Origin of the sequence: Streptomyces kurssanovii, from assembly GCF_040677245.1 — a bacterium.
Taxonomy (GTDB): Bacteria; Actinomycetota; Actinomycetes; order Streptomycetales; family Streptomycetaceae; genus Streptomyces; species Streptomyces kurssanovii.
Window position 1 is genome coordinate 44,307 of sequence record NZ_JBFAQK010000005.1, and the last position, 15,534, is coordinate 59,840.

Below are 15,534 nucleotides of genomic sequence, written 5' to 3' on the forward strand. Positions count from 1 at the left end.
CTACTCGTGCGGGCGAAGTTCTGCGCCGCCCGGAGCGCCGTCTTGCGTCACGCGCGGGGGCCGGTCCGGAAACCGGCGTTCGGAACCTCGCAACAGGCAACGACCCCGAGTCGCCGCCGTCACCTCGCTCGTTCGGGGACACGCGCCAGGGTTTGCGAGACTGGGGCGGTGAGAAGTGCAGCTCCCGCCTCGCGGGTCATCGCCGTCGTCGGTCCCACCGCAGCCGGAAAGTCCGATCTGGGGGTGTTCCTCGCCCGGCAACTCAACGGCGAGGTCGTCAACGCGGACTCCATGCAGCTCTATCGGGGGATGGACATCGGCACCGCCAAGCTGACGACCGAAGAACGCGGCGGAGTGCCGCACCGGCTCCTCGACATCTGGGACGTCACCCAGGCCGCGAGCGTCGCCGAGTACCAGAGGCTGGCGAGGGCGGAGATCGACCGACTGCTCGCCGAGGGCCGCACCCCGGTGCTCGTCGGAGGCTCCGGGCTCTATGTGCGCGGCGCGATCGACGCCCTCGAGTTCCCCGGCACCGACCCGAAGGTGCGGGCGCGCCTGGAGGAGGAGCTGACGGTGCGCGGCCCCGGCGCCCTGCACGCCAGGCTGGCCGCAGCCGACCCGGAGGCCGGCCGGGCGATCCTCCCGAGCAACGGCCGCCGGATCGTCAGGGCCCTCGAGGTCATCGAGATCACCGGCAAGCCCTTCACGGCCAACCTGCCCGGCCACGACGCCGTCTACGACACCGTCCAGATCGGCGTCGACGTGGCACGGCCCGAGCTCGACGAACGCATCGCCGTACGTGTGGACCGGATGTGGGAGGCGGGCCTCGTCGACGAGGTGCGCGCACTCGAGGCGCAGGGGCTCAGGGAAGGACGCACGGCCTCGCGGGCGCTCGGCTACCAGCAGGTGCTGGCCGCTCTCGCCGGAGAGTGCGGCGAACAGGAGGCGCGCGACGAGACCGTACGCGCCACCAAGCGCTTCGCGCGCCGCCAGGACTCGTGGTTCCGTCGCGACCCGCGGGTGCACTGGCTGAGCGGCGCCGCCGCCGACAGGACGGAACTTCCGCACCGCGCGCTGGCGTTGATCGAACGAGCGGTCACAGCCTGATCACGTGATGGCATCGGGACGCTCCGGCCGCCATTGCGGCCCCTGGGAGCGTGCCATCATCGAGCATCGATCGACAGTTGAGTCCGAGTTGGGAGGGCGCGTGGCGATGGAGGCCGGCCCTCGCGACACGGAACAGCAACGACGGGATGCGGCGGACGGCGCGTCCGGTCTCAGCCCGGACGGGCCCGACGAGCAGGATGTGCTCGCCGACGAGGTAGAGGTCGAGCTGCGTCCACAGCGGCGGCTCAGGATCTGGCAGCTCGCCCCCATCGTCGTCCTCGCCGCCCTCGGCTCGCTGATGTTCGCCTTCCCGCTCGCCTTCGGTACGGGCGACGGGGGCGCGGTCGTGGCCATGCTCGGGCTGCTGCTCAGCTGCTGCGCCGCCGGCTGGGGTGTGATGGCGGCGCGCCGTGTCGGCCACACCTGGCCGGGCCTGCCGTCGCGCGGTTCGGGCGAACGCCCCGACTGGCGTGTGATCGCCCTGTACGTAGGCGTCGCCGCGGTGCTCGTCGCACTCGCCGTGTGGCGTGTGGCACGGCTGAGGTGACCGGCTCCGGCCGCTGTCGGACCGCCCTCGTACGATGGAGCACGTGAGCACCTCGCAGACGTCGCCCCTCCCCTTCCTCAAGGGCCACGGGACCGAGAACGACTTCGTGATCGTCCCCGACCCCGACAACGCCGTGGACCTGTCCGCGTCCGCCGTCGCCCGGCTGTGCGACCGCCGGGCCGGTATCGGCGGTGACGGGCTGCTGCGCGTGGTGCGCGCGGCCGCCCACCCGGAGGCCGGGCACATGGCCGACGAGGCGGAGTGGTTCATGGACTACCGCAACGCGGACGGTTCGATCGCCGAGATGTGCGGCAACGGCGTACGGGTCTTCGCCCGGTACCTCCAGTACGCGGGCCACATCGACGCCGGCGACGTCTCCGTCGCGACCCGCGGCGGGATCAAGAAGGTCCACATCGCCAAGGCCGCTCCCGGGAGCGGCGGCGCCGGCGCCGACATCACGGTCTCCATGGGCCGGGCCGTGCTGCCCGAGGACGGCGTCACCGTGTCCGTCGGCGGCCGCAGCTGGCCGGCGAGGAACGTGAACATGGGCAACCCGCACGCGGTCGCCTTCGTCGAGGAGCTGGACCACGCGGGCGACCTGCTGACAGTGCCTCCGTTCACCCCCGCGTCGGTCTACCCCGACGGGGTCAACGTGGAGTTCGTCGTCGACCGCGGTGAGCGCCATGTGGCGATGCGGGTCCACGAGCGCGGCTCCGGCGAGACCCGCTCGTGCGGCACCGGCGCCTGCGCCGTCGCCGTGGCCGCCGCGCGCCGCGACGGTCTGGATCCGGCAGCGACCGGCGCCCCGGTGACGTACACGGTGGATCTGCCCGGTGGCCGGCTCCGTATCACCGAGCGGCCCGACGGGGAGATCGAGATGACCGGCGCCGCCGTGATCGTCGCCGAGGGTGTGATCGACCCCGCTCTCCTCGAAACCGTGACCACCTAGGGCTTCGCTCGAATGGGTGATCCGTTTCACGCTGGGCGAGAGCTGGACTGCGCCACGTGGTGGGCTCGGTAGCATCAAGCACCGGCCCGGAGGCATGCCAGTTCTCCGTACCGCCGGTCGAAGCTGCCGGAGGTGCCCATGAGCGCAGAGGCCACCAACCCAGGTGCCCACAGCCGCAGGCGCGGCCGTCCCAGGATCGACCTGCGCAGGCTGGGCCGCGCCGCTCTGCTGGGCCCCACGGGCCGCGACCGGCTCCCCGACGCGATCGGCCATGTCGTGGACGCGCACCGGGCCCACTACCCCGACGCCGACCTCGCCACACTGCACAAGGCGTACGTACTGGCGGAGTCCTCGCACCGCGGGCAGTTCCGCAAGAGCGGCGAGCCCTACATCACCCACCCGCTCGCCGTGACGTTGATCCTTGCCGAACTGGGCGCGGAGACAACGACGCTGACGGCCTCTCTGCTCCACGACACCGTCGAGGACACCGAGGTGACACTCGATCAGGTGAGATCCGAGTTCGGCGCCGAGGTCGGCTATCTCGTCGACGGCGTCACCAAACTGGAGAAGGTCGACTACGGCGCCGCGGCCGAGCCGGAGACCTTCCGCAAGATGCTCGTCGCGACGGGCAACGACGTCCGGGTGATGTCGATCAAACTCGCCGACCGGCTGCACAACATGCGCACCCTCGGGGTGATGCGGCCGGAGAAACAGGCACGCATCGCCAAGGTCACGCGCGACGTGCTGATCCCGCTCGCCGAACGGCTCGGTGTGCAGGCCCTCAAGACAGAACTGGAAGACCTGGTCTTCGCGATCCTGCACCCCGAGGAGTACGAGCGGACCCGGGCGCTCATCGCCGAGAACTCCACCGCGTGCACCGCGCTCGCCGCCATCGCGGACGACTTCCGTGCCGCGCTGCGTGAGGCCGGCATCAGCGCCGAAGTGCTCATCAGGCCGCGGCACTTCGTGTCGGTCCACCGGGTCTGCCTGAAGCGGTCGCAGCTGCGCAGCACGGACTTCGGCCGACTGCTGATCCTCGTCGGGGAGGACGCCGACTGCTACGCCGTCCTCGGTGAACTGCACACCTGCTTCACACCGGTGATCTCCGAGTTCAAGGACTTCATCGCGGCCCCCAAGTTCAACCTGTACCAGTCGCTGCACACCGCCGTCGCGGGTCCCGACGGGGCGGTCGCCGAAGTCCTCATCCGCACGCACCAGATGCACAAGGTCGCGGAGGCGGGTGTGGTCGCCCTGGGCAACCCGTACGTACCCGTGGAGGGGGCCGAGCCGGCGGACGGTGAGCGGGCCGACCCGACCAGGCCGGGCTGGCTCTCCCGGCTGCTGGAGTGGCAGGAGTCCACCCCGGACCCGGACACCTTCTGGACCTCCCTGCGCGCGGACCTGGCGCAGGACGGGGAGATCACCGTCTTCGGCGCCGACGGCCGGGCCCTCGGACTGCCGGCGGGCGCGAGCTGTGTGGACGCCGCCTACGCCCAGTACGGCGAGAAGGCGCACACCTGTATCGGGGCGCGCGTCAACGGCCGGCTGGCGACGCTCAGCACGGTCCTCGGGGACGGTGACACCGTGCACGTCCTGCTGGCGCAGGACAGCGCCTCCGGCCCCTCGCCCCAGTGGCTCGACCACGCCCGCACCCCTGCCGCCCGCATCGCCATCACCAGCTGGCTCGACGCGCACCCGCAGCGGGCCGCGGCGCCCTCCACCGCTCCCCGCCGGCCCGCCCCGCTGCCCGCCGGCCGGCCGGCCTCCGCGAACGCCGTCGTGGACCTTCCCGAGGCCACGGTCCGGCTGGCCGGCTGCTGCACACCGGTGCCGCCGGACGCGGTCACCGGCTTCCCCGTCCGCGGTGGAGCCGTGACCGTCCACCGGCTGGAGTGCCCCGCCGTGGCGCGGATGACCGATGTGGGGCGCGAGCCGGTGCCGGTGCGCTGGGGTGACGCGGCCGAGTGCCGGGTCACCCTTGTCGCCGAGTCGTTCGGCCGTCCCCGCCTCCTGGCGGATCTCACGGAAGTCATCGCGGGGGAGGGGGCCGCGATCGTCTCGGCGACGGTGGAGCCGCCGACGCAGCAGCGGGTACGGCACACGTACACACTGCAACTTCCCGACGCCGCCGGACTTCCGGCCCTCATGCGGGCGATGCGGGACGTGCCGGGCGTGTACGACGTCAGCCGGACCCAGCATCCGGCCGCCACGGCCTGACCCCGTTCGGGTGGGCACGTCACTGGGTGTCGCGTGCCGCCACGGCCCGTGCGGAGGGCGCTGGTAGCGGTAGGGCATGCTGCACACCTCCCGGCGCCGTCTGCGTGCCGCCCTGCTGGCCGCCGCCTCGGTCACCCTCGTCGCCGCCACCCTGCCGTCGCCGGAACCGCTCGGTATCGGGGACCGGCTCTTCCCCGAACTGGGCAATCCCGGCTACGACGTACTCGAGTACGACATCTCCCTCACCTACGAGGGCCGCAACGACAAGCCCCTCGACGCCGTCACGAAGATCGACGCCTGGACGACCCGCAGGCTCGACCGCGTCAATCTCGACTTCACCCACGGTGAGGTCCGCTCGGTCATGGTGAACGACACCCCGGCCGACTTCGCGGGCGCCGGCGAGGACCTCGTCATCGACCCGCCCGCGACCGTCCCCGAGGGGTCGCGGATGCAGATCACGGTGACCCACACGAGTGATCCGCGCGGTCCCAAGAACGCCGGCGGCTGGGTGCGTACCGGCGACGGCCTGGCGATGGCCAACCAGGCGGACGCCGCGCACCGGGTCTTCCCCTCCAACGACCATCCCTCCGACAAGGCGTACTTCACCTTCCGGGTCACCGCGCCGCGGGACATCACCGTGGTGGCCAACGGGCGCCGCGTCGCCAGGGCATCGACCGACAAGCAGACCTCATGGGTCTACCGCACCGGTCACCCCATGGCCACCGAGCTGGCCCAGGTCTCCCTCGGCCGCTCGGCGGTCGTCGAGCGGCAGGGCCCGCACGGTCTTCCCCTGCGCGACGTCGTGCCCGCCGCCGACCGCGAGGAGCTGGAGCGCTGGCTGAAGAAGACGCCGGACCACGTGAAGTGGATGGAGGAGAAGGTCGGCCGCTACCCGTTCGAGACGTACGGCGTGCTGGTCGCCGACGCCGACACGGGCTTCGAGCTGGAGACCCAGACCCTGTCGCTCTTCGAGCGCTCCGTGTTCACCTCCGGAGCCTTCCCCGAGTGGTACGTCGACTCCGTCATGGTCCACGAGCTGGCCCACCAGTGGTTCGGCAACAGCGTCTCGCCGCGCACCTGGTCCGACCTGTGGCTGAACGAGGGACACGCCAGCTGGTACGAGGCGCTGTACGCGCAGGAGAAGGCCGAGATGCCGCTGAAGACCCGGATGCGTGAGGCCTACGCCCGCTCCGACACCTGGCGCGCCGCCGGCGGGCCGCCCGCGGCGCCCGCCGCCCCCGCCCCGGGCCAGAAGCTGAGTCTCTTCCGGCCCGTCGTGTACGACGGCAGCGCGCTGGTCCTTTACGCGCTGCGGCAGGAGATCGGCACGGCCGCCTTCGAGCACCTGGAGCGGCGATGGGTCACGGAGCACCGGGACGCCACGGCGACCACAGAGGACTTCACGCGGCTCGCGTCGGCCGTCGCGGGACGTGACCTGTCGGCGTTCTTCCAGGCGTGGCTGTACGGCAAGAAGACCCCGCCGATGCCGGGGCACCCGGAGTGGCGGAGCCAGGCCGCGGAGGACACTCGGGCAAATACCGCAGGGGGAGTGCGCGGGCCGTTGAAATCGGGGTGACGCTCCGGGTGCGCCCGTGCGACCATCGGCAGGTCGGCGGCGCGGCCGGGACGGGGATCCCACGGGGAATCTTCCGGGACGGTCACGCGTTGTCACGTGTAACCGAGCACTCCGGCGGTCGTCCGTCGGGAGGGCTCCCACATCGACGTAAGGATCCAATGACCTCCTCTTCATCCACTTCCCAGGAACAGCAGAGCTTGGCTGAGACGCGCACCGAGAGCCTTCGGGCCGATGCCCTGATGGAAGAGGACGTCGCCTGGAGCTACGAGATCGACACCGAGCGGGACGGCGACCAGTTCGACCGCTCCGAGCGTGCGGCGCTGCGGCGTGTGGCGGGCCTTTCCACAGAGCTCGAAGACGTCACAGAGGTCGAGTACCGACAGCTGCGCCTCGAGCGTGTCGTGCTGGTCGGTGTCTGGACCACAGGGACGATGCAGGACGCCGAGAACTCCCTCGCGGAGCTGGCGGCCCTGGCGGAGACGGCCGGCGCGCTGGTCCTCGACGGCGTCATCCAGCGCCGTGACAAGCCGGACCCGGCCACGTACATCGGTTCGGGCAAGGCACAGGAACTGCGGGACATCGTCCTCGAGTCCGGTGCCGACACCGTCGTCTGCGACGGTGAGCTCAGCCCCGGCCAGCTGATCCAGCTCGAAGACGTCGTCAAGGTCAAGGTGGTCGACCGGACCGCCCTGATCCTCGACATCTTCGCCCAGCACGCCAAGTCCCGAGAGGGTAAGGCGCAGGTCGCGCTGGCGCAGATGCAGTACATGCTGCCCAGGCTCCGAGGCTGGGGTCAGTCGCTCTCCCGGCAGATGGGTGGCGGCGGCGGTGGCGGCATGGCCACGCGTGGTCCCGGTGAGACCAAGATCGAGACGGACCGGCGACGGATCCGCGAGAAGATGGCGAAGATGCGCCGTGAGATCGCGGAGATGAAGACGGGACGCGACGTCAAGCGTCAGGAGCGCCGCCGTAACCGCGTGCCTTCCGTCGCCATCGCCGGTTACACCAACGCCGGCAAGTCGTCCTTGCTCAACCGTCTCACCGGCGCCGGAGTCCTGGTGGAGAACGCACTGTTCGCCACGCTGGACCCGACCGTCCGACGGGCCGAGACGCCGAGCGGCAGGGGTTACACCCTGGCCGACACGGTCGGCTTTGTACGGCACCTTCCGCACCACCTTGTCGAGGCGTTCCGTTCCACGATGGAGGAGGTCGGGGACTCCGACCTGATCCTGCACGTGGTCGACGGATCGCATCCGGCACCGGAGGAGCAGCTGGCAGCCGTGCGGGAGGTCATCCGTGACGTGGGTGCGGTCGACGTGCCCGAGATCGTGGTGATCAACAAGGCGGACGCGGCCGATCCGCTGGTGCTGCAGCGGCTGCTGCGCATCGAGCGGCACGCGATCGCGGTGTCGGCGCGGACCGGCGCGGGCATGGCCGAGCTGGTGCAGCTGATCGACGACGAACTGCCGAGGCCGAAGATCGAGATCGAGGCGCTCGTGCCCTACACCGAGGGCGGGCTCGTCTCGCGGGTGCACGCCGACGGTGAGGTGCTCTCCGAGGAACACACCACGGAAGGCACCCTGCTGAAGGCGCTGGTGCACGAGGAGCTGGCGGCGGCCCTGTCTCCGTTCCTGCCCGCCGCGCACTGATCCGGCCCTGACATACGGGACGACCGCTCCCGGACATGCATGAAGGCCCGCCCCTCGACGGGGCGGGCCTTCATGCGCTGCGGACGTCTCCCCGACCGCGCGGGGACCGGTCCTGCCGGCGCTACTGGCCGGCGAACTTCTCGCTCATCATCGCGTAGAGCTGCTGTGCGTCCTGGTCCAGTCGCGGACCGGCCAGCCAGCCCGAAGTCACCGGACCGATCGAGGTGTTGGAGACCAGCGCGAGCTTGCCGTCGGGCTGCTCCGCGAACCAGCCGCCACCGGAGGAACCACCCGTCATGGTGCAGCCGATCCGCCACATCGTCGGCGTGCCGGGGGCGATGGAAAGCCGTCCGGGGCGGTCCACGCACTTGTGCATGAGAGCCCCGTCGTACGGCGGGGCGGCCGGGTAGCCCCAGGCGCCCATGGCGCTGATGTCCTTCGCCTCGGGGGCGTCGAAGTCGATGTCGAGGGCGACGCCCACCGTCTCCTCGAGGGACTTGGTGCCCTTCTCCGGCTTCACGTGCATCACGGCGTAGTCGTACGGGGCGCCGGTGCCGCCCGTGGGGCCGCCCTCATCGATCCATCCGGCGGAGGTCGCGACCCAGTCGGCCCAGTAGACGCCGTACGGCGCGACCTCGTGCGGCTGCGCGCTCTCCAGCGCGGCGGGCGACTTGCCCTGGTCGTTGTACGCGGGGACGAAGGCGATGTTGCGGTACCAGCCGCCCGCCTGGCCGGCGTGGACACAGTGGCCCGCGGTCCACACCATGTTGGACTTCCCGGGGTTCTTCGGGTCCTTGACGACGGTCGCGGAACAGACCATCGAGCCCTCGGGGGCGTCGAAGAACACCTTGCCGACCGGGGCGGCGTTCTTGTGGTACGGCTTCTTCTCGGGCTCGGCCTGTACGGGGCGCGGCTCCGGGTCGGTCACGTCCTGGTCGCCGGAGATGTCGCCGGCCGCCATGGTCTTGGCGGGCGCCTTGGCCGTCGTCATCCGCTCGGGCTTCCACAGGCCATCGATCACCGGGTTGACGAAGTCCTTGGCCTCACGCAGCCACTTGTCCTTGTCCCAGTTCTTCCACTCGCCGTTCTTCCACTTGTCCAGGTCGACACCCTGCTCCTTGAGCTTGTCGGCCAGGTCCGCGGGGAGCGCGGCGCCGCCGTTGTCCGCGGCGGAGCCGGATGCGGCCGGCTTGTCGGCCGAGTTGTCCTCGCTCGGGCCGCAGGCGGTCGCCGTCAGCGCGAGGGCCGAGACAAGACCGGCCGCGGCCAGCAACGGACGTATGGATCGCATGGAAACGATTCCCCCTGAATGCTTCGAATCTTCGACATGTGCGGGAAGTGCTCGCACCAGGTGCCGCGACGCACGCCGATACGGCGGCGTCGGAGCTGGTTGCCATGAGCGTGTCATGGAAAAAGGCGGCCTCCGGGGCCGCCTCGGGGTGCGGCACCACTCTAGGCCGGTGCGCGGCCGATCAACCGGGCGGGAGCCCCAACTGCACGGAGTCTCCACGAGGATGAAGAACCACGAGGTGAACAAGGGCCCGGCCGTACGGCCGGACCCCTGCCCGCGTCACTGCGTCCGGGCACGCGTGCGCCCGGATCCTCCTACTGACCCTCGAACTTCTTGCTGACCGCCTTGTAGACGCCCTCGGCCTCCTTGCCGAGGCGCGGACCGGCCAGCCAGCCGGCCGTCACCGGGCCGATCGACGTGTTCGAGACAAGAGCGGGCTTGCCGTCCTGTCCCTGTGCGACCCAGCCACCGCCGGACGAACCGCCGGTCATGGTGCAGCCGATGCGGTACATCGTCGGCTCCTCGGCCCTGAGCGACAGCCGGCCGGGCTTGTCGGCGCACTGGAAGAGCTTCTGGCCGTCGTAGGGCGGGGCCGCCGGGTAGCCGGTGGCGGTCATGTTGTCGATCTTCGGCACCGCGGGGGCGTTGAAGTCGACCGGCAGGGCCGCACCGACCGTCTCCTCGAGGGACTTGCCGGTGCTGCCCTTCTCCGGGGTCACGTGGATGACGGCGAAGTCGTACGCAGCGCCCTGGCCGCCGGTCGCCGCGCCCTGGGAGATCCACTGGTCGGAGGTCTGCGCCCAGTCACCCCACCAGACACCGTAGGGAGCGATCTCTTCCTTCGGCGCCTTCTCCAGCTCCGCGGTCTCCTTCGCCCCGTCGTTGTACGAGGGGACGAAGGCGATGTTGCGGTACCAGCCGCCGCTCTTGCCGGCGTGCACGCAGTGTCCGGCGGTCCACACCATGTTGGACTTGCCGGGGTTGGCCGGGTCCTTCACCACGGTCGCGGAACAGACCATCGAGCCCTGCGGGCCGTCGAAGAAGACCTTGCCGGCCTCGGCGGCGCTCGCGTGGTACGGGGCCTTCACTGCCTGGGCGTCGACCGGTGCGGGAGTGGGGTCGGTGACACCCTCGTCGCCGGAGATGTCGTTGTCGACCGGTTTCTCGGGCGGCTGCTCGGCGTCGCGCATCCGGTCGGGGTCCCAGAGGTCCTCGATGATCGGGTTGACGAAGTCCTGGGCCTCACGCAGCCACTTGTCCTTGTCCCAGTTCTTCCACTCGCCGTTCTTCCACTTGTCCAGGTCGATCCCGCGCTCCTTGAGGCGGTCCTTGAGATCGTCCGGAATAGTGATCTTGTCGTCGGTCGGCTGCTCTGCCGACGCGCTCGGCTTGTCGCCGGCGTTGTCCTCGGTCGGGCCGCACGCGGTGGCGGCCAGCGCGAGCACCGCGGCCATGGAGGCCACTGCCAGCGTCGGGCGAATGGGTCGCATCTCTTGATCCCCCTGGGACTTCGGTGCTGCTGATCTGAACTGTCGGAATTGTCACGGAACTTCTGGCACGAGCAAGCTCCCGCCCGCCGCAGTGGAGTCCGCTGCCGGAAGGCGCCCCCCACTATGCCGGTGCCGATGGGGACGGCGTGCGGCAGGTCCACGGTTCCGGCACCGCAAGGATCTTCCGATCGGCCGTGATCCCCGGCTCCCCGCGTCGTTGGTACGTGCGGGGGACACAAGGACAGCCTTCAGCGCCGGTGCGCCGCGCAGGAGTGCCGTACCGATGTGCAACGCAACTGTGACAGCCGGAGGATCAACAGCCGTGGCCGTGACCGAACCTGCACCGGTGGCGCCGACCTCGACCCATGAGGGGATTCTGCGCAGGCAGTCACTCCGCGAGTCGGCGGCCCGCACCTATGCGCGCTCATTGCCCATCGTGCCGGTGCGGGCCAGAGGTCTGACGATCGAGGGCGCCGACGGCCGGCGGTACCTCGACTGCCTCTCCGGTGCGGGCACCCTGGCGCTCGGGCACAACCACCCCGTCGTCCTCGAGGCGATCAAAAAGGTCATCGACTCGGGCGCCCCACTGCACGTGCTCGACCTCGCCACCCCCGTCAAGGACGCGTTCACCACAGAACTGTTCGCCACACTGCCGAGGGCGCTGGCAGAGGACGCGCGCATCCAGTTCTGCGGACCGGCCGGCACGGACGCCGTCGAAGCCGCTCTCAAACTCGTCAGGACGGCGACCGGCCGCAGCGGCCTCCTCGCCTTCACCGGCGCCTACCACGGCATGACGGCAGGCGCGCTCGAAGCGTCGGGGGGCGCTACCGACGTGAGGGTCACCCGGCTGCCTTTCCCGCACGACTACCGGTGCCCCTTCGGGATCGGCGGCGAGCGTGGTGCGGAACTCGCCGCCCGATGGACGGAAAGCCTGCTCGACGACCCCAAGAGCGGTGTCCCCGAACCGGCCGGCATGATCCTGGAGCCCGTACAGGGCGAGGGCGGAGTGATCCCGGCGCCCGACGAGTGGCTGCGCAGGATGCGCGCCATCACGGCCGACCGCTCCATTCCGCTGATCGCCGACGAAGTGCAGACCGGCGTGGGGCGCACCGGCACCTTCTGGGGCGTCGAGCACAGCGGAATCGTGCCGGACGTGATGGTGCTGTCCAAAGCCATTGGGGGGTCCCTTCCGCTGGCCGTCGTCGTGTACCGCTCCGGGCTCGACGTCTGGCGGCCCGGGGCCCACGCCGGGACGTTCCGCGGCAATCAGCTCGCCATGGCGGCCGGTGCGGCGACCCTTGCCCATGTGCGCGAGAACCGCCTCGCCGAGCGCGCCGCGACGCTCGGCGCGCGCATGCTGGCGAGTCTCCAGGGGCTCGCCGCGGCCCACCCCTGCATCGGCGACGTACGGGGCAGAGGCCTCATGATCGGCGTCGAACTGGTCGACGCCGGCTCCGCGGCACCGGACGCTCTGGTACCGCCTCCCTCGCCCCGGCTCGCGGCCGCCGTGCAGCAGGAGTGTCTGCACCGCGGCCTGATCGTCGAACTGGGCGGACGTCATGCCGGTGTCGTACGCCTGCTCCCTCCTCTCACCCTGACCGACGAGCAGGCAGTGGCCGTCCTGGACCGTTTTGCCGACGCCCTGGCCGCCGCAGAGCGCTCCACGCAACGCCGCACCGACAACAGGCAGTCGTACTGAACCCGGACCACGTCACAAGGAAGCCCTCCGTGAACCCCACACCCGCACCCGATGCGCCCGAGTCCCCCGACGGCCCCACCGGCCACCACCGCAGCCAGGCCGGCGTGAGCGGCCCGCTCACCATGGAAGCAGCGACGGTGCCGCGCCAGGCCGGGCGGCACGACCAGCAGCGCAGCGGGGCGACAGCCGGCACCCCGCATGCCCGTGTGCCGGAGTCCGCCGCCCACCCGGACGTGGAGCAGGACCACCTCGACGACCCCGATCCGCGCCGCGCCGCGGACACGGCGACCGTGGAGAACCTGCTCCGCTGCTGGGTGCGGGAGAACGGCCTGCCACGGCCCGAGGGAGACATGCTGCGCGTCCCTCTCGACGCCAGCGGCACCGCGCTGCTGGTCCCCGTCCGCTACTGGTCGGCCACCGGATGGCACCGCTTCGGTCCGCCCACGCTGCAGGGCAGTCCGCACGAGGCCACCCGGGCAGACGCCGTGACCGTCGCCGCGCTGCTCGGCCGCGAAGCCGGCCATGGCGAAGGCACGGACCTCGTGGGCCGCGTCGCCGACTCCGTCCGCCGCACGGCCGACTTCATCGCCGAACGGCGTGCCCGCCCCGCTGCCCCGCCCGAGGCGGATCTGTTCCTCACCGCCGAACAGTCGTTGCTGCTCGGCCACCCGCTCCATCCGACTCCCAAGAGCCGTGAAGGACTCTCGGAGGCCGAAGCACAGCGCTACTCGCCCGAGTTGTACGGCTCCTTCCCGCTGCACTGGATGGCCGTCGACCGGTCCCTCCTCGCCACCGAATCCGCCTGGACCGAGCAGGGCCGCACGGTCACGGCCGACCAGCTGACCGCCCGGCTGGCGGGAGACCTTCCGCTCCCCGACAACACCGTCGCCCTGCCCCTCCACCCATGGCAGGCTCGGGACCTCGGGCAACGCCCCGCGGTGGCGGCCCTCCTGGACGCGGGCCTGCTCCACGACCTCGGTCCCCGTGGTGACGTCTGGTACCCCACCTCCTCCGTCCGCACCGTGCACCGCCCGGGTGCGCCAGCCATGCTCAAACTCTCCCTCGGTCTGCGCATCACCAACTCGCGGAGAGAGAACCTCCGCAAGGAACTCCACCGCGGTGTCGAGGTGCACCGACTGCTCCGCGCCGGTCTCGCCGAACAGTGGCGGGCCGCGCACCCGGGATTCGACATCGTGCGCGACCCGGCCTGGATGGCCGTCGACGCCTCCGGGGCCGAACCCGTGCAAGGGCTCGACGTGATGATCCGTCACAACCCCTTCGGCCCCGGCGACGACGCGGTCTGCGTAGCGGCGCTGACCACTCCCCGGCCGTGGCCCGGGCGGGTGGGCATGCGGTCACGCCTCGCCACCGTCGTCGACCGGCTCGCGGCCCACACCGGCCGACCGGTCACGGCAGTGGCCGCCGAGTGGTTCCTTCGCTACCTCGACCACGTCGTGCGCCCGGTGCTGTGGCTGGACGCCGCCGCGGGCATCGCGCTGGAGGCGCATCAACAGAACACGCTCGTCCTGCTCGACCCCCACGGCTGGCCGACCGGCGGCCGCTACCGCGACAACCAGGGCTACTACTTCCGCGAGTCGCACCGCGAGTGGCTCACCGCCCGCCTCCCCGGGATCGGAACCCACAGCGACACCTTCGTGTCCGACGATGTCACTGACGAACGCTTCGCCTATTACCTCGGCATCAACAACGTGCTGGGGCTGATCGGAGCCTTCGGAGCACAGCGCCTCGCGGACGAACGCGTCCTCCTCGCCGCCTTCCGCCAGTTCCTCACCTCCGCCGTGGGCATGGGATCACCGCTGCCCGGCCATCTGCTGGAGATGCCGACCCTCCGCTGCAAGGCCAACCTGCTCACCCGGCTCCACGGGCTCGACGAACTCGTCGGCCCGGTCGACACCCAGTCCGTCTACGTCACCATCACCAACCCCCTCCGATCTTGAGGCACCACGAACCGACCGAACCGCGAGAGGAGAGCGCCGCATTGCCTCCCACCGATGTGCACACCGACAGCGGGCCTGGACCCGCGCCCCGGCCGGGAGGGGGTGCGGAGGACACGCTCGACCTGCGGCTGCCGGAGAACTTCCTCACGCTGTTCCGCGGTCACGACGGCGCCGGGCCGCCGACGCCTGTGGCGGCGTCGACACCGCCATCGAGCCTGTCACCGGCATGGACCGCGTCAGGGACACCGGCGTGGGAGGTGACGCCGGCACCGGGCAGGACACCGGCGTCGGACGTGACGCCGGCACCAGGCAGGACACCGGCACCGGACGTGACGCCGGCACTGGCGTGGGAGCCGGCGCAGGCTGCCGGGCAGGCCTGGGAAACGGCTTCCGGTTCAGGCCCGGACCAGGCAGCGGCAGCGCCTCTGGCCCCGGCGAAGGCCGATGGCAGAGCCGCCGGTGATCTGCTCGACAACCTGGGTGGCTGGGAGCCGGCGGCCACGCCCGTCGGCGTCTTCCGGCTCGTCCCCGTGATCCTCGAACGTGATCTCGCCCTGATCAGCAGCTGGATGAACGACCCAGCGGTCGCCGCCTTCTGGGAGCTGGCGGGACATGACTCCGTCACCGCCGCTCACCTGCGCGCACAACTCGACGGTGACGGCCGCAGCATCCCCTGCCTCGGTGTCCTCGACGACAAGCCCATGAGCTACTTCGAGATCTACCAGGCCGACCTCGATCCGCTGGCACGCCACTACCCCGCGCGCCCGCACGACACCGGTATCCATCTGCTCATCGGCGGCGTCGTCGACCGCGGCCGTGGCATCGGGTCCGTCCTCCTTCGAGCCGTATCCGATCTCGTTCTCGACAATCGGCCTCGATGCACCCGCGTCCTCGCCGAACCCGACATGTGCAACACCCCCTCCGTCTCCGCATTTCTCACCTCCGGCTTCCGCTACTGCGCCGAACTGGACCTTCCCGACAAACGAGCCGCCCTGATGGTCCGTGATCGCGCCCTGCGGAACCTGCTGTGAACAACTCGCTGACTTACATA

General features: G+C 70.9%; 11 protein-coding genes. 9 read left to right on the top strand and 2 right to left on the bottom strand.

Translation table 11 applies throughout. The annotated features are described in order from the left end of the window. Positions 1 to 168: 168 nt before the first annotated feature. The 6 genes from miaA (at position 169) to hflX (ending at position 8,045) form a co-directional block, all read left to right on the top strand. A complete protein-coding gene (gene miaA, locus AB0K36_RS06160) occupies positions 169 to 1,107 on the top strand; it encodes a tRNA (adenosine(37)-N6)-dimethylallyltransferase MiaA (RefSeq protein ID WP_364588979.1) in 939 nt (312 codons plus the stop codon). Between the two features lie 106 nt (positions 1,108 to 1,213). Next, the gene (locus AB0K36_RS06165) at positions 1,214 to 1,654 is read left to right on the top strand and encodes a hypothetical protein (RefSeq protein ID WP_159694959.1); all 441 of its coding nucleotides are present in this window, start codon (positions 1,214 to 1,216) and stop codon (positions 1,652 to 1,654) included. A 34-nt stretch (positions 1,655 to 1,688) separates the two neighbouring features. Next, entirely contained in the window at positions 1,689 to 2,603 is a 915-nt protein-coding gene (dapF, locus tag AB0K36_RS06170; protein ID WP_364588982.1) for a diaminopimelate epimerase, read from the top strand. A 138-nt stretch (positions 2,604 to 2,741) separates the two neighbouring features. Continuing rightward, entirely contained in the window at positions 2,742 to 4,820 is a 2,079-nt protein-coding gene (locus tag AB0K36_RS06175; protein ID WP_364588985.1) for a RelA/SpoT family protein, read from the top strand. Positions 4,821 to 4,896: 76 nt separating this feature from the next. Next, a complete protein-coding gene (locus AB0K36_RS06180) occupies positions 4,897 to 6,396 on the top strand; it encodes a M1 family metallopeptidase (protein ID WP_364588988.1) in 1,500 nt (499 codons plus the stop codon). 158 nt (positions 6,397 to 6,554) lie between these two features. Further along, positions 6,555 to 8,045 (top strand): GTPase HflX, encoded by a 1,491-nt coding sequence (hflX, locus tag AB0K36_RS06185; RefSeq protein ID WP_364588991.1) that lies wholly within the window; start codon positions 6,555 to 6,557, stop codon positions 8,043 to 8,045. A gap of 121 nt (positions 8,046 to 8,166) precedes the next feature. Here hflX and AB0K36_RS06190 read toward each other — a convergent pair whose 3' ends face one another. Next, positions 8,167 to 9,336: a trypsin-like serine peptidase gene (locus AB0K36_RS06190; protein WP_364588994.1), complete on the bottom strand. Its 1,170-nt coding sequence runs from the start codon at positions 9,334 to 9,336 to the stop codon at positions 8,167 to 8,169. Between the two features lie 314 nt (positions 9,337 to 9,650). Beyond that, the gene (locus AB0K36_RS06195) at positions 9,651 to 10,826 is read right to left on the bottom strand and encodes a trypsin-like serine peptidase (RefSeq protein ID WP_189474648.1); all 1,176 of its coding nucleotides are present in this window, start codon (positions 10,824 to 10,826) and stop codon (positions 9,651 to 9,653) included. A gap of 322 nt (positions 10,827 to 11,148) precedes the next feature. On the opposite strand from AB0K36_RS06195, the gene AB0K36_RS06200 reads away from it, so the two are divergent. The 3 genes from AB0K36_RS06200 to AB0K36_RS06210 all read left to right on the top strand — a co-directional run bounded on the left by AB0K36_RS06200 (position 11,149) and on the right by AB0K36_RS06210 (position 15,514). Beyond that, entirely contained in the window at positions 11,149 to 12,525 is a 1,377-nt protein-coding gene (locus tag AB0K36_RS06200; RefSeq protein WP_364588997.1) for a diaminobutyrate--2-oxoglutarate transaminase family protein, read from the top strand. Between the two features lie 29 nt (positions 12,526 to 12,554). After that, on the top strand, positions 12,555 to 14,483 hold the full coding sequence (locus tag AB0K36_RS06205; protein WP_364589000.1) for an IucA/IucC family protein: 1,929 nt from the start codon (positions 12,555 to 12,557) through the stop codon (positions 14,481 to 14,483). Between the two features lie 149 nt (positions 14,484 to 14,632). Beyond that, positions 14,633 to 15,514, top strand: a complete 882-nt coding sequence (locus AB0K36_RS06210; protein ID WP_435877802.1) for a GNAT family N-acetyltransferase — start codon at positions 14,633 to 14,635, stop codon at positions 15,512 to 15,514. Positions 15,515 to 15,534 lie beyond the last annotated feature (20 nt).

What these genes read in the sequence shown, in the direction of transcription:
- AB0K36_RS06165 (WP_159694959.1), top strand. Translation starts at nt 1,214, where the DNA reads ATGGAGGCCGGCCCTCGCGACACGGAACAGCAACGACGGGATGCGGCG.
- dapF (WP_364588982.1), top strand. Translation starts at nt 1,689, where the DNA reads ATGGAGCACGTGAGCACCTCGCAGACGTCGCCCCTCCCCTTCCTCAAG.
- AB0K36_RS06175 (WP_364588985.1), top strand. Translation starts at nt 2,742, where the DNA reads ATGAGCGCAGAGGCCACCAACCCAGGTGCCCACAGCCGCAGGCGCGGC.
- AB0K36_RS06180 (WP_364588988.1), top strand. Translation starts at nt 4,897, where the DNA reads ATGCTGCACACCTCCCGGCGCCGTCTGCGTGCCGCCCTGCTGGCCGCC.
- hflX (WP_364588991.1), top strand. Translation starts at nt 6,555, where the DNA reads ATGACCTCCTCTTCATCCACTTCCCAGGAACAGCAGAGCTTGGCTGAG.
- AB0K36_RS06190 (WP_364588994.1), bottom strand. Translation starts at nt 9,336, where the DNA reads ATGCGATCCATACGTCCGTTGCTGGCCGCGGCCGGTCTTGTCTCGGCC.
- AB0K36_RS06195 (WP_189474648.1), bottom strand. Translation starts at nt 10,826, where the DNA reads ATGCGACCCATTCGCCCGACGCTGGCAGTGGCCTCCATGGCCGCGGTG.